Origin of the sequence: Methanocella paludicola SANAE (genome assembly GCF_000011005.1) — an archaeon.
Taxonomy (GTDB): Archaea; Halobacteriota; Methanocellia; order Methanocellales; family Methanocellaceae; genus Methanocella; species Methanocella paludicola.
Map to the genome: position 1 here is coordinate 638,439 of NC_013665.1, position 19,355 is coordinate 657,793.

Genomic DNA, 19,355 nt, shown 5'->3' on the forward strand with positions numbered 1-19,355 from the left:
GCTAGATCATCCGGGACGTCGTACAGCCTGCGCCGTTGATGCCCTGCCGGGGCCTCGCGGCCTTATTCCCTGCCCGCTGCATGACGCTGTCGCTGATCAGCCGGTCGTACAGATGTTCCATCCGCAGTGCCATTTTTCTCGAATCGAACCGCTCGAGGGCGACTTCCCTGCCGTTCTTCCCCAGGTATTCGGCGAGTTCCCTGTCTCCCATGATGCGATCGATGCTTTTTGCAAGCTCTTCAGCAAGCGTTTCCGGATTTTTATCCACGATGAGCCCGTTGATGCCCGGATAGGTGCTCTCCACAAGCCCTCCGCTGTTGGTGACGACGACCGGCTTGCTGCAGGCCATGGCCTCCACCGGTGCGATGCCGAACGCCTCTCCCTTATGGAAGATGGTCGGATAGACGACCACGTCGGCGGCGTTCATATAAAGGGGCATCTCGTCGCCGCTGGCGCTGACGAAAAGGACGTTCTTCTCCATGTCGTACTTCCTCAGCAACTCCCCTACCCGGGCCTTGAACGGGTCTCTCTCCGCGTCGAAGTCGACGGAGTCCCCATTTCCGCTCAATACGAGGCAGATATCGGGATACTTATCCTTGAGCAGGGCCGCGGCCATGATGCTATGGAGCGAGCCCTTCGATTCGCAGGCCCTCGCCGGGTGGAACACGACCTTACGCCCCGCGAGGCCAAGCCGTTCCTTAATGGCATCGCAATCCATTGCGCAGTACCGGTCCAGGTCTATGCCGTGATAGTGGACTTCCACCCTGCCGGGGTCCAGCTTCGCATCGAAGATGCACGGGCTCTTCATGTAATAGCTGACGGCCACGATCCTGTCCCACCCGATATCGCTCAACAGGTGCCTGCAGAGGTCGTCCTCCCAGTAGTTGTGGATGGTGAGCACAATGGGGAGCCCGTATTTTTTCGATAGCCCGTCGAGGCACTCCGCGTGGTCGGGCACGAAATAGTGAAAGTTATGGGCGTGGATGATGTCGGGCTCTTCCTGCTCGATGAACCGCTCCATCATCTCGTGGACTCGCAGGTACCTGTCCTCTCCCGCGTCGTTCAGGCAATAGCGGATGGACATGAGGTCGTTGTCCACGATCCTGCACCACGGGTAAGCTGAGGGGTCCCTGTCCGGATGGGGGGCCGTCAGTAGCGAGACCTCGTGCCCCATACGGGCAAGCTCCTCGTAGAGGTACACGAGATGCGACTCCACGCCGCCGACCACAGGAGGGAACGCCCAGTGCATAACGCCTATCTTCATAGCATCAACCTAAACCAATTTTCTATTGAAGTTTATTATAGGTACCCTGCGTTAATAGCAACAATGCAGTATGTCGACCTCGTTTTTTCACAGGGCCATGCACTAGTGCTCCAGGGTCTTTTTATGGGTGGCAGGCGCGCCGGCCTCGACAGGCGTCTGGATCCCCGGCGGGCTTTCGGCAATCCTGGCCAGTATAAGCCGATTATACAGGTCCTCCATTCTCAGCCCCATCCGTCCTGCATCGAAACGCTCGATGGCCACCTCCCGGCCGTTCATGCCCAGGTATTCTGAAAGCCCCGGGCGCTCCAGCAGGCGCTCGATGTTAAGCGCGAGCGTATCGGTCAGCGTCTCCGGGTCGTCGTCCACGACGAGGCCGTTGATGCCGTGCGACGTGCTCTCCGAGAGGCCGCCGCTGTTCGTTACGATCACCGGGCGGCAGCACGCCATCGCCTCTACGGGCGCGATGCCGAACGCCTCGCCCTGGGGCAGGATCGTCGGATAGATGACGATGTCGGCGGCGTTCATGTACACGGGCATCTCGTCCGCCGGAATGCTCACGAACTGGATGTGGTCGGACACCTTCAGGTCATTCAGCATTTGCTGTACCTTCGCCCTGAAGGCAGGGCGCTCGTTCTCGAAGTCCACCGTATCCCCGTTGCCGCTCAGGACCAGCCTGATGTCAGGGTATTTTCCCTTCAGCCTGGAGACCGCCTCGATGCTGTGGAGCGTGCCCTTCATCTCGCACATCCGGGCCGGGTGGAAGATCACTTTCCGCCCCGACAGGCCGAGCCTTTCCTTGAGCGCCTCCCGGTCTCCGCTGGCCCTGTATTTCCCGAGGTCTATGCCATGATAGTGCACTTCCACTTTATCCGGGGGAAGCCCCGCGTCGAACAGGCAGGACCTTTTCAGGTGATAGCTGACGGATACGATCATGTTCCAGCCGATATCGGCCAGCAGATGCCGGCACAGGTCGTCCTCCCAGTAGTTATGGATGGTCAGCACGATCGGTATGCCGTACTTTTTTGCGAGTATCCCCAGCGCCTCCGCGTGATCGGGGAAAAAGTAGTGCAGGTTGTGGGCGTGTATGACGTCGGGCGAAAAGTCCCGTATGTAGCTCTCCATCATCGTGTACACGCGGTCCCATCTTTCAGGGCCTGCCGGGACCTTAAGCAGGCCGGCGATGCTCATCAGCTCGTTCGAGGCGACCTTGCACCAGCCGATGTCGCCATCATCCCTCAGGGGGTGAGGCGCCGTCAGGAACGATATGTCATGGCCCATGCGGGCAAGCTCAGTATAAAGATAGATAAGATGCGACTCAACCCCTCCTACGACAGGTGGAAAAGCCCAGTGTACAACCCCAATTCTCATAGCATCATCCCACTTTCAGTAAGCAGCGGATTTAATTATAGGTACGCAGCTTAAAATACAGTAATTGTGCCTCGATGGATTTTTTTTCACATCGCGAGCAGGAGCTCAGCCTCCCGCCATCGGCGGCAGGATGGTGACCACGTCGCCGTCCTTGAGCTCGGTATCCAGCCCCCGGAGGGAGCGGGCCTCCCTGGAATTAATAAATACTGCGATGTGCTCGTTCATTTTACCAGTGGCCGCATCGTAGATGCGCTTCCGGAAATCGGGCCTCGCAAGCTTCGAAAGCTCCTCCATCAGGCCTTTTAAGGTAAATCCCCGCCTGGCTTCGAAAGAATATCGTGGGCGGTCGAACAGGCTCCGGGCATATCCCACGATATCCACGCAGACAGCCATGATCACGCTGCCCTGGCCTCCTCCGGGCCGATGCCCGCGGCCCTGAGCTCGTCGGCGACGAAATCCAGGCCGAGCTCGCGCAGCTTTTGCGGACCTGGCACGCCGTTCTCATCCCACCCGCAGAGCTCGTAGTACTTCGAGAGCATTTTCTCGACGTGGGCCATGCCGCCTTTCGCCATGCCTTCCTTTAGGGGCTCTGTGGAGAACTTTTTCGGCAGCGAGTCCTGCGCCCGGCCCAGGCCTTCCCGCGCGCCGAACGCCCGGGCAATGTTAATAGACCGCTCCCCCGTCTCCCAGAACTCATGCCACTGGTAGTTGAAGCCCGTGGCCGCGTTCGCCAGCAGGATGAAATCGCCCTCCAGGCTTAGCTCGTTGCCCGCGAACCGGCATACGCACAAACAGTCCAGGACTGCCGAGCCTTCGTTCTCCCTCTTGATCAGCGACGGCTTATCCTCGGTCGTGAACGGGTCAGTGCGCTCAGCCGAGGACAGCCACTCTTTGTTAAATACCCATGGTTTCAGGTGGTCTGCGCCCCGCTCGCATCTCGCGTATGACAGCGCAGTGCCCTCTCCGCTCCGGGGGTCATATGATGGGATCTCCATGCCCTTGACCTGCGGGGCAAAGTCCATGGAGCCTTTGCCTATTTCCTCCGTCGCCCTGAGACAGCCGTTCGCCACTAGCCTGCCCAGCGTGCCCTCGCCCCTGCCGGCCGCGTTGATTGCGGCCATCCAGGCGTCCACGCTCCCGAACCTCAGGTCGACATCGTTGGTCATGTCCTTCCCGATGAGGCCTTTCTCGTAGCAGTCCATTAAAAACGCGATGGTGTCGCCCACGGACATGGTATCGAGCCCGTACCCGTCAAGTATGTAGTCGGCCAGCGATATGGCCTTCGGGTCATTAATGCCGCAGTTCGACCCGAGGAGGCCGACGGTCTCGTACTCCGGGCCGTCGTCGATCTTCCCCTCGAATCCCGGCTGCTCAAGAACGTGGAAGTGGGTGCACTTCACCGTGCAGTTCCAGCACGGGTGCCAGTTTTTTCCGTCGTTCCACAGGACGGTTTTCAGGGCGTCTCCATCGATCCTGTCGGCCTCCGGGTTCATTTCTCCCGAGAAGTCGTTATACGGCAGCGCCCCCGCCGCGTTGACGCCTAACAGGATGTTGGGCGTGCCGCGGAGACGGAGCGCATCAGAGGTCACGGGATTCTTATTCAGCCGGGCGTTCTGCTCTTTCACCAGGCCCATCATGGTCTTAGGATCGTGTAGCTGGGGACGCTTGCTCCCGAGGACGGATACTGCTTTCAGGTTCTTGCTGCCCATGACGGCCCCCACGCCGCCCCTGGCAGCCGCCCGGGCGTCGGCGATGATGGCCGCGAGCAGATCTTTTCTCTCGCCCGCAGGGCCGATACTCAAGACCTTTATAGGCTTCTTCGTAGGCCCGTGGAGCTTCTTGATCTCGGCCTCCGTCTGCCACGTGTCCATGCCCCACAGGTTCCTGGCGCTCAATAATCGTATGTCATCGTCCTGTATGTGGATCCTGACAGGCTCTGCGGAGGCGCCCTCCAGGATGACGCCGTCGTATCCGGCGAACCTCAGCTCCGGGCCCCAGAATCCGCCCATGTACGAGTCGGTGAACGTCCCGGTCGACGGCGACTTCGTCGCCGCCACCGTGCGGTTTCCAAGCGGGGCCGGTGTGCCCGTAAGGGTGCCCGTGAACAAGTATAGCTTATTATCCGGCCCTAGCGGGTCCGTGCCTCTTTTAATTTCTTTAAAAGCATAATACGCTGCCAGCCCCTTGCCGCCCAGGTACTTCCTGGCATCGCCCTCGTCGTAGTCCTCGATATTGACGCTGCCGTCGGTCAGGTTAACACGGATCAGCCTGCCGCTAAGTCCCTTCACACGACCACCTCACTCATGGCCTTCGCCCCCTTCATATAATCGTCAACAATTAGTTTTTCAGCGTCCGACAGGCCCTCCAGGGGCGGCCTGACGTGCCCTCCGGGAAGCCCCTGCCCGGATAGCATGTACTTGACCGCCGCGGGAAACGTTCCCACGCTCATCGCCCTGATGATGTCGTTCAGCCTGCCCTGCATGGCGAACGTCTTATCCATGTCGCCGTCGATCGCGGCCCGGTACATCTCGACGCACGCCCGGGGCGCGACCGAAGCGCTGCCGATCAGCATGCCCTTAGCGCCCATACATATCCCGTAGCTGACCAGGGGATCGGCGCCTACCATGACTGAAAAGCCCTCTGGAGCCCTGCGAATGAACTCCATCAGCTTCACCGGGTCGCCCTCGCTGTCCTTAAGCCCCACGATACGCCCGTCCCCCGCGAACGCGTCCATGATGTCCGGAGTCAGCCGGTTCCCGGAGAACTGCGGGATGTTATATGCCATGACGGGCATGTCGGCCTTTTCCGCTATGTCGAGATAGTGCCGGGCCATGCCTTTGGCCGTCGGATGATAAAAATAGGGCTCGACCGCGATGACGGCGTCGACGCCGATGTCCTTCAGGAACAGCGCCATCCGTATGGTCTCCCTCGTCGATGGGCAGCCCGCGTTGGCGATGATCTCCAGCTTATCGGCCGCTCCCACGATGATCTCCGCCGCCCGCCTGCGCTCCTGCCCGCTCATCATGGCGAACTCGCCGATGGTGCCCAGCACGAGCAGGCCGTTCACCCCTGTGTTATTAAAGTATGACACGAGGTCCCTCAGACCGGTCTCGTCCAGGTCCCCGTTTCGCATGAAGGGCGTGGGCATTGCCGGATAGACTCCTGCCGGATGATACAAGAAAAGATTTCCTCCTCTCAATGTGTATTTTTCAATTTTAATTAGAGGAGTTTAATGGTTGGCTGGATTTAACGCGGGGGCTCAACACGGCGGGCACGGAGGGCACGGTTGCCTTAGAATTATAGTGCTGTTGGATTAGCCTTATTTGTCTCAACCACCCCGCTTTAAGCCCGCTAAGAGGCATAAGTCCGCGAAGACTGCTTCGAGCCCAAAGACCGCGAAGCTTACGCGAAGACCGCGAAGCCATATTGAAAAATCATATAATTTAAAATGAATAATGACTTATCCGCGTTTTTGGGATAAACATTTTCTATCCTTTTCTCGTTATGCCGTCGTTGAGTGTCCTTAACCACAGGGGCGCAGAGCGCACGGGAGTTTCACAGAATTTTTTTATAATTTGAGTCACAGAGAACTCAGAGCCCGGTTTATTTGCTTACCCGGGACACAGAGTTTATCGAGGCACGGTTGACCAATAAACAATTTAGCAGGTTTATCCTCGCCAGTGCCTCTAACAACTCCGTGCCTCAGGTTAGTTATAAACCCGTCCCCTGTGCCCTCTGAGCCTCCATCTATAAGAAAACTCTGTGTAACTCTGCGCTCTCTCTGCCCCTGTGGTTGGACCACTCCGAGATGGCATAGCGGAAAAACGAGTATAGGCATTGGCTAAAGCAATTTATCATCCCAAAAATTCACAAGAACCTGAATAATTGAAAGTAATAATTAATTCTTTAAGAAAGTCTTCGCGGTCTTTGCGTAAGCTTCGCGGTCTTCGGGCTCGAAACAGTCTTCGCGGGCTTATGCCTCTGAGCAGGCTTTGATGGCATGAGCGGATAATTATTCAACGCTAAAAAACGGGGGTCTCCTAAGGGGTATCAACCCCCTTCTGGATAGAAAAAGTCCTCCGTGCCCGCCGTGGCTGACCTCAGTGTGCACTGTGGTATTTGCGGGCAGCGTCCAGCATGCGCGTGTATTCAACGAGCGGGAACGAGAGATTATCCGGTAATTCCTTAAAGAGCTTCACTTCCGCTATCTCGCGGGCATCGGGCGTGGTGGACAGCTTCTTACCAACGTCGCCCATGTAGACGAGCCCTCCGTCCTCGATCTCGATCACATTCAGGCCGCCTACATCGTAGCCGGTCTCCTCCCGGAACTCACGGACAGCAGCTTCCCCGGGGGACTCTCCGGCATTCACCTTACCCCCGGGCATTTCCCAGGAGCGGCGGGCGTGCCGGACCATCAAGAACTCGTCACCATGAAAGGCGATGACATAAACGTAGCTAATGCTCATTCATTCACGACAAAAAAGTGCATACTCTATGCGAAGGTAAAACGTTTTCCGTCGCATAGAGCCTGAACTTTAAGATCTCAGATAGACAGGAGAGCTGTCTGAACGATGCCCTCGTACTTCTCCTTAAGGCTGTACTCGTACTTAGCATCGTACGAGTTCTTGTGGGCGTGCAGGATGCCGAGCTTGGAGTGGATGACTCCCAGCATGGCGGTCACCTGTTTCAGCGTGATGCTGAAGCCGCGCTCCATCAAGATCCGGTGCAGCGTGTCGGCGGTCAGGCTCTTCATCTTAACGAATGCCTGAAGTACGATCCTCCTTATACCCTGGACATCGGTCGCCAGATAGTCGTGCAACCTTTTGGTTATCTCGTTTACGACAAAATCCATATTATCCCCATCCCTTGATTTACCTTTTAACCCCTTATTGGTTTATTACTTTATGCTAAAGGTATAACATATTAATATTTAACACTTTCTTAAATGATTATGCTACATCCGATAGTAATTTTAAAAGTGAATTTAACGGCCGGCGCTTGCCGTTCATGAAAAATTATTTTTGTATAAACATTATATTACCGCTATTTTATGAGGCGATATAAAAGCAAGGGGCAATAGTGCGGGGAAAAAATCAGAAAGCGAGTGCGGCTACCGGGAATTGAACCCGGACTTCGAGCTTGGGAAGCTCACGTCATAGCCACTAGACCATAGCCGCGCTTCGTACAAATGATAAGGTTATTCGTATATGTATTTTTTGATTTCTAGCCGAGGAACTTGATGGCGTCGTCGCAGAACCGCAGGGCGTCCTTCCTCATGGGCAGCTCCCCTGACCTCTGGAAGACGATGAGCCTGGAATTCCTGAGAATGCGGAAGTCATCCATCTCGCCCACGATGCGCCTCGACTTCCGGATCATTTTCGAGAGCCTCATGGGCGCCTGCATCAGTGACCGGCTCCAGGAGTATTCCATGAACCTGCGCTCCGAGAGCGTCGAAAGCGGCGGATATTTTTGCCTCATGCGGCTCTCTATGAGCGGCCGGGCCTTTTTCTCCTCGAGCCGCCCATAGACCTTCCTTAAGAAAATGAGCATGCTCCGCTTAGAGGATATATTGCCGTACATGACGCTCTCGATCTTGGGTATGCGAAGTATGCGATATGTGACGGAGCGGCCAATCGTGTCGTGGGTGGCGATACGCCTCACCCCGTCCGGGCTGACGATGAGGATCTTCTCGACGAGGCTCGTGTGCTCGAATGCCGCCTTCAGCGCGTACTGCGCGTCGATGGGCCCCGATATGATGGACATCCTCTCGCCGACTACGGACTCCATGAAGCCCTCGACCAGTTTCTGATAATGGCCCGTCCCATAGCTGAGCCGGGGTCTTTCGTCCTCCAGCCCGAGGACGTCGAGCGCATATACCTTGAATGTGCCCGCCAGGCAGTCGAAGATAAAGCGCCAGTCATAAGAGCCTCCTCTGGCCGATAGTCCCATGGTCATGAGCACCGGCCTGCCTTCGCCTTCCACGTGATAGGCGATCTTTTCCCCGTCGTGCTCGTATATGCCCATATAGCCGCCGAGAGGGTCCCTTTTCAGCATCACGCCAAGGTCGCCGTGCAGAGGAATAAATGTTGAGAACAGGTTTAGCGGCTCTTTTTCGGCTTCACGACGCGCCTCTCCACCAGGAGCGCCGTGGTAAATACGTGGAACAGCGGCATGGAGCACCTGCCGAACGCCGTCGTGCGGCCGCCGCTGATCGCTTTCGCGATATCTTCGCTCTCGGGCACCAGCGTGCCGGCATTGGCGATCTCGGCCCCGAAGTGAGCGTCGCTTCCTCCGACCTTCCCGACTTTATAGTCATCCGCGTATATGCCGGCCATCCGGTTGGACCGCTTGAGCACGCACCTTGCGTTGATGACCTCGATAGCGTCCATTTTCCCGGAGTCCTTATCCGTGAGCCAGAACGCCGAGCCCCTCATGCTGTCGAACGGGTGGGGCACGACCGCCACTCCGCCCTGACTGCGGATGGCATCGATGACCTCCATGTGGTCCCGCTCCCGGATCTCCTCGTTTAAAAATAATCCTATGACGTCGCCCCGGTCGGTCTTGATCTCGGCGCCCACGATAATATCGAGGCCTTCGGTTTTTAGCTTCAGCGCCTCCAATCCGCCCCGGATGGTGTCGTGGTCAGTAATAGCTATGCCGTCCAGCCCGCGCTTCTTCGCGATGCGGATGGCGTCCGCGGGCTTGATGGCCCCGTCGCGGGAGTATATCGTGTGCATGTGTAAGTCGTATTTTAGCATTTGTTGACCACATCGCTGTGTGCGGTTATGAGCATGATTGCGGCGAGCGGCTAAATATTTTTCCATTTTCGATATTGTGTTGAATTATTGTCATTTCGTCCGTACTGTTAAGCCCGCTAAGCTGGTCAAGTCCGCGAAGACTGTTCGAGCCCGAAGACCGCGAAGCTTACGCGAAGACCGCGAAGGCATTATTAAAAATTTATTAAAGGACAATGTCTCGAATGTTTTGTAATTATTCTTACTGTCTTTTTCTATCCCGTCTTTGAGTGTATAATACACAGGGCCAAGGGAACACGGAGTAAGCACGAAGACATTTTAAAATGGGAGACACTGAGGGGACGGAGACGAATTTATACTTAATTGAGAGATAGAGTTTATTAAGGCTAAGGCAACGATAAACCGGTCACATTACAACGATAAACCGGTCACATTAATACGTTCCCGGTCCAGTTTTATCCTCAACCGAGTCTTAACCGTCTCTGTATATCAGGCCTGTTATAAACCCTTCTTCGTGTACTATGGGCCTTGCATATAAAAAGTGCTTTGTGAGCCCTCCGTGGCCCCCTGGCCGTATGTATTGGACACTCCACGACGGAATAGGTAAAAGGGCGGAGAAACTGAATACAGCTAAAAACTAATAATAAATTTATCAGATAGTCTTCGCGGTCTTCGCGCATACTTCGCGGTCTTCGGGCTCGAACAGTCTTCGCGGACTTAATTAGTTCAGCGGGCTTATAACGGGAATAGCTCCGATAATATGCGATTAGAAAAAGAACAAAAGAGGGGGCAGGGAACCTTACATTCCCATGCCGGGGGGCATGCCGCCCATGCCGCCGCGCATGCCCTGTAACTGGCGTGCCGCCGCGGCCCTTGCCTGGGCCACTTCCTGGTCGCTGGGGCCGCCGGATGCGATGACGTCGTCGATGCGAAGGATCATCGTGGCGGCCTCGGTGGCCGAGCCGATGGCCTGCGTCTTCACGCGCAGGGGCTCGAGGACGTTGGCCTCGAGCATGTCGACGGGCTTGCCCTGGAACACGTCCAGGCCGAAATTCTTGCCGCCCTTGTTCTCGTGCTTGCTCCTCAGTTCGACGAGCATGTCGATGGGGTCCAGGCCGGCGTTCTCCGCAAGCGTCCTCGGGATGATGTCCAGCGCGGCCGCGAAGGCCTCGATGGCAAGCTGTTCCCTGCCGCCGACGGTCGACGCGTAATCCCTCAGCCTGAGGCCGAGCTCGATCTCGGGGGCGCCTCCGCCGGGCACCACTTTCTTGTCCTCGATGACGACGCCGACAACGCGAAGCGCATCATGAAGGGCGCGCTCGTACTCGTCGATGGACGTGTAGCCGCTGCCCCTGAGCAGAATAGTCAGGGCCTTCGGGTTCTTGCAGCCCTCGATGAACAGTAAGTCGTCCTCGCCGGTGATGAGCCTCTCCTCGACCACGCCCGCAAAGCCCAGGTCCTTCGGGTCGATGTCGTCCAGCTTGGTGACCACGCGGCCGCCGGTCGCCTTCGACAGTTTGGCCATGTCCGACTCGGACATGCTCTTGAATGCCATTATGCCGGCCTTGCCCATGTAATGGGCGGCCAGGTCCGCGATGGCCTTCTGGCAGAACACCACAGTGGCGCCGGACTTCTTGATGGAGTCCACCTTGCGGCGTATGATGCTCTCTTCCTGCTCGAGGAAGGACTGCATCTGCATGGGGGACCTGATCTTAATGCTCGCGTCGACCTCTGTCTTCTTGATGTCCAGGGCGACGTTCAGCAATAGGACCTTCGCGTTCTCCGCCTTCCTGGGCATGCTGGAGGTTTCCCTGTGCTTGTTCAGCACCAGGCCCCTCACGACCCGGGAGTTCTCGACGTTCGCCCCGGTCTTCTTCTCGACCTTGATGTTATCGACGTCTACCTTGCCATTCTCTTCGACCGCCAGCACGGCATCGACCGCAAGCCCGGCGAGCACCTCGCCCACGGCGCCGGCGCTCTTGCCGGTCATGGCGGTGTATGCGACCTTCTTCAGTATGTCCTTGCCCTTCGCCGGTATGGCGATCTCGGACAGCAGCTCGTTCGCCTTAGCGGCCGCGAGCCTGTACCCGGAGGTGACGATCGTCGGGTGGATGCCCTGGTCCATGAGCTCCTGGGCCTTCTTTAACAGCGCGCCCGCGAAGATCACCGCGGTCGTGGTCCCGTCGCCGACCTGCTGGTCCTGCGTCTTCGCGACCTCGACCACCATCTTCGCTGCGGGATGTTCGATGTCAATTTCCTTTAAAATAGTGACGCCGTCGTTCGTGACGGTCGTGTTGCCCGTGGAGTCGACGAGCATCTTGTCCATGCCCTTCGGCCCGAGGGTGCTCCGGACCGCATCGGCGACCGCAAGCGCGGCCATGATGTTGTTATTTTGGGCTTCTCTGCCGTTCGAGCGGGACGTGCCCTCTCTTAAGATGTATATCGGTTGGCCACTGTTTTCAGCCAAGTTTAACAACCTCCATAAATGTGATACGGGGTATGATAGGATTGTGATTCTATAAATAAATTGCCATCCTGAAGGCCGGCATTTGTACCGCATTTAGGCGAAGGCCGGGCGTGTTGCGGTAATATGAAATTTACCCGGGAAGCCAGCTAATTATAAATATTACGAGGCACATTTTACTTCCCGTTATGGACGGGATGGTCACTTACATAGGGCTGCTTGTTATTTCGCTTGCCGCGGGCGTAGCTGCCGGCCTGGTCCGGGGCAAGTTCTCCGATAGCCAGAAAAAGTACGTATCGGCGGCAATAACGTGCCTCGTGTTCCTGCTCATCCTCCTCATGGGCCTGAAGACGGGCTCGAACGAGGCCGTCATCTCGAACCTGGGCCTTTACGGCCTACAGGCGCTGCTCATCACGGTGGGCGCCGTCCTTGGCAGCATCGCCTTCGCGATCCTCTTCGAGAGGCTGTTTTTCAGGGACGGTGTCCGGTAATGTCCATCATCCTGATAATATTATCCGCCCTCGTCATAGGCATCGTGGCCGGGGTACTGGGCATCGTGCCCCCGTCCGTGGACTCGAACGTTGACACGCTCATCACGATTATGCTGTGCCTGCTGTTATTCGTCATCGGGCTGGACATGAGCCAGAATAAGTCGGTAATTAAGGAGATCAGGCGTATCGGTTGGAAGATTTTATTGTTGCCCGCCTTTATTGCTGCCGGCAGTATACTGGGGGCTCTGGTCGCTGGCGTGGTCTCCGGAATGGACCCACGGTATGCCATGGCCATAGGCGCCGGCTTCGGCTGGTACAGCCTCTCGAGCGTCATACTTACCGGCATCGTGGGGGCGCAGATCGGCACGATGGCGCTGCTCTCGAACATCTTCAGGGAAATGCTCTCCATCGTCATCATGCCCCTGGTGGTCCGCTACTGCGGCAAGACCGCCGCCGTCGCACCGGGAGGGGCCACGACCATGGACACGACGCTACCCGTAGTGGTCAAATATGCCGGCAGCGAGATGGGCATCATCTCCTTCGTGAGCGGCATCACGCTGTCCCTGCTGGTCGTCGTGCTGGTGCCCTTCTTCGCCGGCCTATAAAAGTACGCCGGGCGCGCCGCCAATCTATATATCCCTATTTTCGCTGATATTATTGGGGGATGTCGTATTGAATGCTAAATTCGTTTTACTGTTCCTGCTACTGGCCTTCTGTGTCACAGTATCGCCGGCTGCAGCGAGCTATGCCCAGGCCTATGCCGCATCCGGCTATGGGTACCCGGGCCTGTGCGGCTACTCGTTCGGGCTGCCTGGATGGGGCTGGAGCTTCCCGTCGTTCGACTGGGGCTGGGCGACCTCGGCGATCTTTCCGCATTAGGGAACGGTCGGAATTACCCTGTCGGCGGCGGCAGTATGTCAGGAGATTTTTTACATACGCCAGCCTCACAGTGCCGTTAAATGACAATAAGAGGCGCATTATCGGCGAGAGCCCCGGCAAAGCTCCGTTAGCAGGAGGACTGGTAGGTTTCTGGGTAAGCGGCTGCTTTTGAAAAGATGCGCGCATAGATTATTCTCTATGTTTTTATTTACCATATTGATTTGACTGAATTTAACTATCCATTGCGCAAATCAGTTTGGTCTGTATCACGAACATCTCCAAAGGAATTAAACCACTAATTTTTCTTTTTAGATTTTACTCACGAAGCCTCTAAGCCTCGAACTCACCGTCAACGCACGAACTCTCTAATACACAGGGCAGTGCTCTAAGCCTCTAACGCGCTAACCCGAAAAGAATGCTCTAAAGCTCGAATGCACGTTCGAAACGCTAAACGACATAGCACTAACTCTCCAAAGCTCGGCTAAAACGCCAACGACCCTAAACACCCAAAATGCGGGGGAACGACCGGGCTTTTAGAGTGTTTTGCTTCGCAATTCGAGCAGTGCTTCACCGTTTAGCGTTTCAAACGTGCTTTAGAGACTTAGAGCCTTATTTTCGGGTTAGCGCGTTAGAGACTTAGAGCACTGCCCTGTGGATTAGAGAGTTCGGGCATTGACGGTGAGTTCGAGGCTCAGGGATTTAGTGAGTAAAAATTATAAAAGAAAATTAGTGGTTTAATTCCTTTGGAGAGGTTCGTGATACCGACCAAACAAATCAGCGTTTCACCTTTTGATTATGTTGAAAAGAGTTTGCCCGTTAAGCCATTAATTTCGCCCCGCTACCAAAACCGGTATTAATGTCCTCCTGCAATGGTGATACGATGCAGCGATTCCGCAAGGCCGCCGAACTGTGCGCGGAAAGAATAAAAAAGTGCGACGAGGCAGTTGTAGTCTCACATATCGACGCGGACGGCCTCACGGCCGCGGGCATCATGTGCAAGGCGCTGGACAGGCTTGGCAGGCCACACGAGGAAAAGTTCGTTAAAAAGCTGGATGATGCTGCGCTCAAGGGCATTGCAGACTTCAGCGCGGGGAAGCTCGTCATTTTCACGGACCTGGGCAGCGGGGCGCTCGCCTCCATAAAGGCGCTCGGGATTGACGCGGTGGTCACGGACCACCACAGGCCTGCGCCAGTAGAGTACGAGTACCACATGAACCCCCATCTGTACGGGCTCAACGGCTCTACGGAGATAAGCGGCGCCGGGGTATCGTTCTTACTTTCATTGTGCCTCGGGGATAATGTCGACCTGGGCTCGCTGGCCATCGTCGGAGCCGTGGGCGACCTCCAGGACATGCGGACCAACGCGCTCGTAGGCGTGAACCGCCAGATACTGGACCTGGCAACGTCTAAGGGCTACATCGCTTACGAGAAGGACATCAAGCTCTTCGGCCGGCAGACCCGGCCGGTCTATAAGCTATTACAGTATAGCTCGGACCCGTTCATCCCGGGCTTGAGCGGTTGCGAGGACGCCTGCATCGCCTTCATCGAGGGCGCGGGCATACCGATAAAGAAGGACAACTGGCGCCGGTGGATCGACCTGGGCCAGGGCGAGAAAAAGTCGCTCACCTCCAGATTATTCCAGTACTGCATGGCCTGCGGCATGCCTTCCCACAAGATACAGCGCCTTGTCGGCGAAGTGTACACATTATTAAAGGAGGAGCCTGGCACGGAATTGAGGGATGCGTCGGAGTACTCTACGCTGCTGAACGCCACGGCCCGCTACGATTATGCGGACGTGGGCCTGGCGGTCTGCATGGGCGACCGGGGCGAGGCGTTCCACTATGCAAGGGACCTTTTAGAGTCGCACAGGCACAACCTCGTGAACGGCCTCAACCTCGTGGCAGATAAGGGCGTATGCAGGATGAATAATTTACAATACTTCCACGCCCACGGCGAGATCAGGGAGACAATCGTGGGCATCATCGCCGGCATGAGCACGAGCCTGGACTGCGTGAGCCGGGACATGCCCATCATCGGCATGGCGAAGTCCGAGGGCGGCACCAAAGTATCGGCCCGGGGTAACCATGACCTCATCCTCAGGGGCCTTAACCTGGCCCTGGCGCTGGGCGAGGCGGCCTCCGCCGTAGGCGGGGTCGGGGGCGGGCACGACATCGCGGCGGGCGCGACCATACCCGAAGGTAAGGAGCACGAGTTCCTGGAAACGCTGGACGCAGTCATCGGGGCACAGTTAAAGAAAAGTATATAGGCACCATAGAGCGAAAACTTTTATAATCAGCCCATGCATCATAAAAATTAGATAGAGGAAATGAGGATGCTTACATTCTACTCGCAAGAAAGGTGGAACAACTGGATCAACCAGGTAAAGGAGAGCAAGTTCAAGATCGACCCGACCGCCGAAGGTCTCGGGAGAGAGGGCATCGTGTTCCTCGACATGGAAGAGGACGTTATCCTTGCGCTCTGTAAGGTCACGGGCAAGCTCCAGCTTGGCACTCTTGCGAAGGAAGATGCGGCGAACAGCATCCAGGGAATGAAGGAGATCGTGCTCGCAAAGATCGAGCCCATGGACGAGGACAAGGACGCGATGATCGAGTCGGTGCAGTCCTCCCTGGTGGGCGCCTTTGCCGCGGCCGAGGCTTTCGTGGGCGGCGATTTCGACCCAAAGCAGAAGGTAGAGGAGCTCGTGCTGCAGGCCTCTAAGGCTGAGGAAGGCGGCGACATGGATAAAGCCTTCGAGATGATGGGCAAGGCCGGGGCCCTTGTGCTGGCGGGCAAGAAGTTCGACAGCGACAAAGTCTACGAAAAGATCCCCCCGGAGAGCTTCGTCGCCGAGGGCGTCGACGGCCTGGATACGATACTGGCGGTTCTCGCCGGCGGTATCGACTACACCGACGAGGCCGACGACGAGGGCGATTAAAAACCTTTACTATTTTCCCCTTATTTTTGTGCCTTTTACTGTTTTTCCTTTTAGTGCGTCCTCGAGCCTTCCCTCGACGGTACCGTTTATAATAAGGGCGTCCATGCCGTGCTCGACGAGAAATCCGGGCATCGCCCGGTCGACGCACGTCTCCCTGCCCTTAAGCGTAGAGGCGTCGACGGTCTCCTGTAACTGACCCTCGAGCATCACGCCGTCCACGTCCGTGGCTTTAATAAAATCCGATGCGGTCTTATAGGCCATCCAGGCGGCGATGGTATCCGAGGTCACGTCCCAGGAGTGGGGTAGCTCGTCCTGCCGCCTCAGTACCTCGTACGGCAGGATGATGCGGACTCCTTTCTTCCTTACGAGCAGAGGCGTTAATTCGATGCCCGTCTTATCGTGCAAATAATAGGCATACTGGTCCATCGCCAGCACGGCCATCCAGTGGGCGGCATTGGCCGAGAGGCCGCGTTCAAGATCGATTTCACGGATAAGGTCCGCAAAAGGGCCCCCGCCTGGAACTACGAGCACATCGGAGCCCGAATCCGCAACACGCCTAAGAATATCGGGAGCATGGCCAAAAAGACTCCCGCCAAGCTTCAAAACGAACAACATCACCACCCCAGGCCGCTCTTGATCATGTTATAGGCGATGTACAGTAGCATGGCGTAAAAGATATATTTAATGTATTTCGTGTCGATGCGCTCCGAGATCCGGGCGCCTAAAGAGGCACCTATGATAGAGCCAGGGACGATGGTGAACGCGGTCAACAGGGCCTCCTCTGCGGAGAACAGGGCGCCCGCGCTGAGGTAAAAATAGATGACGGCGCCGAGGGCCGAGGCCAGGATGACGGTGGCGAGCGAGTTGGCGATGGCCTGCTTCAGCGGCATTTTGAAAACATTGTTAAGCGTGGGCACTGCCACGGTGCCTCCGCCCAGCCCCAGGAGCGCGCCGAGGAGCCCCATGACGAAGCCAAGCCCCGAGAGGCCCACCTCGGTCTTCGGCGTGAGCTCCACCATCCCGACGGAGTCGACGGCATTTCTTCGCAGCAGCCCGTTCGCTACCATGAACAGCAGAAAGGCGCCGAAAAAGACTTTGATCGCCGCCTCCGGGCTTCTCGTGGCGATGAACGTGCCGATGATAATGCCCAGTATGGAGCCCAGGTTCATGACCAGGATGACCCTCCGGTTGAGCAGGCCCCGCTTCTTGTAGCGCATCGTTGCAGAAGTGGAAACGGCCACGTTGTTCAGGAGCGATACGCCGATGGCCAGGTACACGGGGAGGCCGAAGATGAGCGTGAGGGCGGGCACGAGAATGGTCGCGCCGCCGATGCCCAGCATGCCGCCGAAGAGGCCGGAGATAATGCCCGTGATAAAGAACAATGCCAGGCTGAGCCCTAGTTCCATGTTAATCCCCTGCCTCTCGAGCCCGATGCGCTATCACGTTCATTCTTTTATCCCGGTTCATACTTTAATTTAACCTGCTGTAAATAACATCTTTAGCGAAATTATGCCAGAGTAAGCTCTTTTATAAATATTATAAGGCCATGCGGGCTGAGGCATTATATTTTGACGGCACATGTGCTGAAAAATCATATGTAAATGATAACATGTTTTGAAAAATCATATTTTATTGGCACACGTTTCGATAAAATATATCGTGCAAAAGCATAGTGGCGATAAAATGTGTATCGGCATACATGGGCCTATTCATGCATTATATGCGGCTACTCAAAGAAAATATATAATAATTAGACGATAATTTATAAAAGCATCCATACGATAATTGCTATTGTAGGGATGGAATAGATTGTGGCAAATCGACCACGATGCGACGGACCCTCGTGTCCGTCGGTATCTATTACCCTCACCTTATCCATTACCCTCCCCATCACCCTGGTCGGTGATGGCTACTCTTGCGGCGGTGTCACACACCGCCGCACTACCCTCAAATAATATACCCTCAGATAAAATACCCTCAAGTAAAAACGTACTACCCTCAAATTAAAAACGAGTACCCTCCTCATTTTAACATTATTAAATATTGGTTCTTGTGCGTTTTAGGATGCTAAATTGCTTTAGTTGATACGGATTTTCGCTTTTCCATGTTATACTGTCTCGGCGTGTCCTTAACCACAGAGGCACCGAGAACACGGGAGACGCACAGAGATTTTTTAAATATGGGGACTCAGAGGCCACAGAGACGGGTTTATTACTATCCTGAGGCACGGAGTCATTAGAGGCACTGGCGAGGATAAACCTGCTATATTGTTTATTGGTCAACCGTGCCTCAATTATCTCTGTGCCTCAGGTAAGTCAATAAACCGGGCTCCGCGGCCTCTGTGTCTCAAATTATTAATAAAAACTCTGTGAAACCCAGTGCGCTCTGCGTCTCTGTGGTTAAGGACACGCCAAGACGACATAACGTGGAAAGGACAGAAAAAAATGTTCAACCCAAAACCGCAGAAGAGTCTAAATATTAAAATTAGAATATTGTTGCAGCATAAGCGACCAGCAAGTATCCGCCATAAAGGATGAACCCGATACCCAGCGCTTTTCTCACGTAGGGCTCGACCTTGACGACCTTTGAGACGTAGCTTTTTGCGAACGACGAGCTGATGCCCAGGAAGAGCGCGAAAACGAGGACAGGGAGCCCGGTGCCTATGCCGAACAATAATGGGTAGCTGATGCCCAGCACGTTAGAGCTCAAGGTCAGCGGTATGAGCAGCCCGAAGAACATTACGGCCGTATAGGGGCAGAACGCGAGCGCGAATATGGCGCCAAGGCCGAAAGCGCCGAGTGCGCCCATGCTGGAAAGCTTCAGGCCGTATTTGGCCTTGAGGCCGTCGCCCACGGAGATGTTCGGCTTTACGATCTCGAGCATGACAAGCCCGACGACAAGCAGCAGAGGCCCCAGGATGACCTTATCGTAGTCCTGCAGCAGCGGGGCGCTATCCAGGATGGCCGAGCTGAACATGAGCGCCAGCAATCCCAGGATAGTATAGGTGAGAGCCCTTCCAGCCGTATACAGGATGCCGGCTGACACGGTACCCCGGGCGTCGGTGAACTTCGAAGATACGTAGGCTATGGCCGCGATGTTCGCCGATAGCGGGCACGGGCCGATGGCCGTGACCAGCCCTATGGCGAACGCATAAAGTAGCGGGATCTCCTTAAAAGAGGCGAGGATGGATAAGTCCATG

Annotated in this window: 18 protein-coding genes and 1 tRNA gene; 5 read left to right on the forward strand and 14 right to left on the reverse strand. The window is 55.9% G+C overall.

The window, feature by feature from the left end:
• Position 1: 1 nt before the first annotated feature.
• From MCP_RS03340 to thsA, 11 genes are all read right to left on the reverse strand, one after another.
• On the reverse strand, positions 2-1,264 hold the full coding sequence (locus MCP_RS03340; protein ID WP_012899407.1) for a glycosyltransferase family 4 protein: 1,263 nt from the start codon (positions 1,262-1,264) through the stop codon (positions 2-4).
• Between the two features lie 102 nt (positions 1,265-1,366).
• Positions 1,367-2,632: a glycosyltransferase family 4 protein gene (locus MCP_RS03345; RefSeq protein ID WP_012899408.1), complete on the reverse strand. Its 1,266-nt coding sequence runs from the start codon at positions 2,630-2,632 to the stop codon at positions 1,367-1,369.
• A gap of 105 nt (positions 2,633-2,737) precedes the next feature.
• Positions 2,738-3,025, reverse strand: coding sequence for a MoaD/ThiS family protein (locus MCP_RS03350; protein ID WP_012899409.1), 288 nt, complete (start codon positions 3,023-3,025; stop codon positions 2,738-2,740).
• Positions 3,026-3,027: 2 nt separating this feature from the next.
• Complete coding sequence (locus MCP_RS03355; protein WP_012899410.1) at positions 3,028-4,920, reverse strand: aldehyde ferredoxin oxidoreductase family protein; 1,893 nt, start codon at positions 4,918-4,920, stop codon at positions 3,028-3,030.
• The gene (locus MCP_RS03360) at positions 4,917-5,810 is read right to left on the reverse strand and encodes a dihydrodipicolinate synthase family protein (protein WP_012899411.1); all 894 of its coding nucleotides are present in this window, start codon (positions 5,808-5,810) and stop codon (positions 4,917-4,919) included. Before MCP_RS03360 ends, MCP_RS03355 begins: the two co-directional genes overlap by 4 nt.
• A 922-nt stretch (positions 5,811-6,732) precedes the next feature.
• Positions 6,733-7,098: an NUDIX domain-containing protein gene (locus MCP_RS03365; protein WP_012899412.1), complete on the reverse strand. Its 366-nt coding sequence runs from the start codon at positions 7,096-7,098 to the stop codon at positions 6,733-6,735.
• Positions 7,099-7,175: 77 nt separating this feature from the next.
• On the reverse strand, positions 7,176-7,484 hold the full coding sequence (locus MCP_RS03370) for a DUF2551 domain-containing protein (protein WP_012899413.1): 309 nt from the start codon (positions 7,482-7,484) through the stop codon (positions 7,176-7,178).
• A gap of 253 nt (positions 7,485-7,737) precedes the next feature.
• Positions 7,738-7,809 (reverse strand) — tRNA-Gly (locus MCP_RS03375).
• A 46-nt stretch (positions 7,810-7,855) separates the two neighbouring features.
• Positions 7,856-8,686 carry a hypothetical protein gene (locus MCP_RS03380; RefSeq protein ID WP_012899414.1) on the reverse strand — a complete coding sequence of 277 codons (831 nt, stop codon included), beginning with the start codon at positions 8,684-8,686 and terminating at the stop codon, positions 7,856-7,858.
• Positions 8,687-8,730: 44 nt separating this feature from the next.
• Positions 8,731-9,390, reverse strand: coding sequence for a PHP domain-containing protein (locus MCP_RS03385; protein WP_012899415.1), 660 nt, complete (start codon positions 9,388-9,390; stop codon positions 8,731-8,733).
• A 796-nt stretch (positions 9,391-10,186) separates the two neighbouring features.
• Entirely contained in the window at positions 10,187-11,854 is a 1,668-nt protein-coding gene (thsA, locus tag MCP_RS03390) for a thermosome subunit alpha (protein ID WP_012899416.1), read from the reverse strand.
• A 185-nt stretch (positions 11,855-12,039) separates the two neighbouring features.
• Here thsA and MCP_RS03395 point away from each other — a divergent pair, with 185 nt between their 5' ends.
• From MCP_RS03395 to MCP_RS03415, 5 genes are all read left to right on the forward strand, one after another.
• Positions 12,040-12,342 (forward strand): LysO family transporter, encoded by a 303-nt coding sequence (locus tag MCP_RS03395; RefSeq protein ID WP_012899417.1) that lies wholly within the window; start codon positions 12,040-12,042, stop codon positions 12,340-12,342.
• Entirely contained in the window at positions 12,342-12,947 is a 606-nt protein-coding gene (locus MCP_RS03400; protein ID WP_012899418.1) for a lysine exporter LysO family protein, read from the forward strand. The genes MCP_RS03395 and MCP_RS03400 overlap by 1 nt, the downstream gene beginning before the upstream one ends.
• 67 nt (positions 12,948-13,014) lie before the next feature.
• Positions 13,015-13,221, forward strand: a complete 207-nt coding sequence (locus MCP_RS03405; RefSeq protein WP_128567005.1) for a hypothetical protein — start codon at positions 13,015-13,017, stop codon at positions 13,219-13,221.
• Positions 13,222-14,101: 880 nt separating this feature from the next.
• Positions 14,102-15,487 carry a single-stranded-DNA-specific exonuclease RecJ gene (locus tag MCP_RS03410; RefSeq protein WP_128859916.1) on the forward strand — a complete coding sequence of 462 codons (1,386 nt, stop codon included), beginning with the start codon at positions 14,102-14,104 and terminating at the stop codon, positions 15,485-15,487.
• A 60-nt stretch (positions 15,488-15,547) separates the two neighbouring features.
• Positions 15,548-16,156 carry a DUF2150 family protein gene (locus MCP_RS03415; protein WP_012899421.1) on the forward strand — a complete coding sequence of 203 codons (609 nt, stop codon included), beginning with the start codon at positions 15,548-15,550 and terminating at the stop codon, positions 16,154-16,156.
• A gap of 9 nt (positions 16,157-16,165) precedes the next feature.
• On the opposite strand, the gene MCP_RS03420 is transcribed toward MCP_RS03415, so the two are convergent.
• From MCP_RS03420 to MCP_RS03430, 3 genes are all read right to left on the reverse strand, one after another.
• Positions 16,166-16,771 carry an amino acid kinase gene (locus MCP_RS03420; RefSeq protein ID WP_231845152.1) on the reverse strand — a complete coding sequence of 202 codons (606 nt, stop codon included), beginning with the start codon at positions 16,769-16,771 and terminating at the stop codon, positions 16,166-16,168.
• Positions 16,771-17,562 (reverse strand): sulfite exporter TauE/SafE family protein, encoded by a 792-nt coding sequence (locus MCP_RS03425; RefSeq protein WP_012899423.1) that lies wholly within the window; start codon positions 17,560-17,562, stop codon positions 16,771-16,773. Before MCP_RS03425 ends, MCP_RS03420 begins: the two co-directional genes overlap by 1 nt.
• 1,078 nt (positions 17,563-18,640) lie before the next feature.
• Positions 18,641-19,354 carry an aromatic aminobenezylarsenical efflux permease ArsG family transporter gene (locus MCP_RS03430; RefSeq protein ID WP_012899424.1) on the reverse strand — a complete coding sequence of 238 codons (714 nt, stop codon included), beginning with the start codon at positions 19,352-19,354 and terminating at the stop codon, positions 18,641-18,643.
• Position 19,355: the final 1 nt, after the last annotated feature.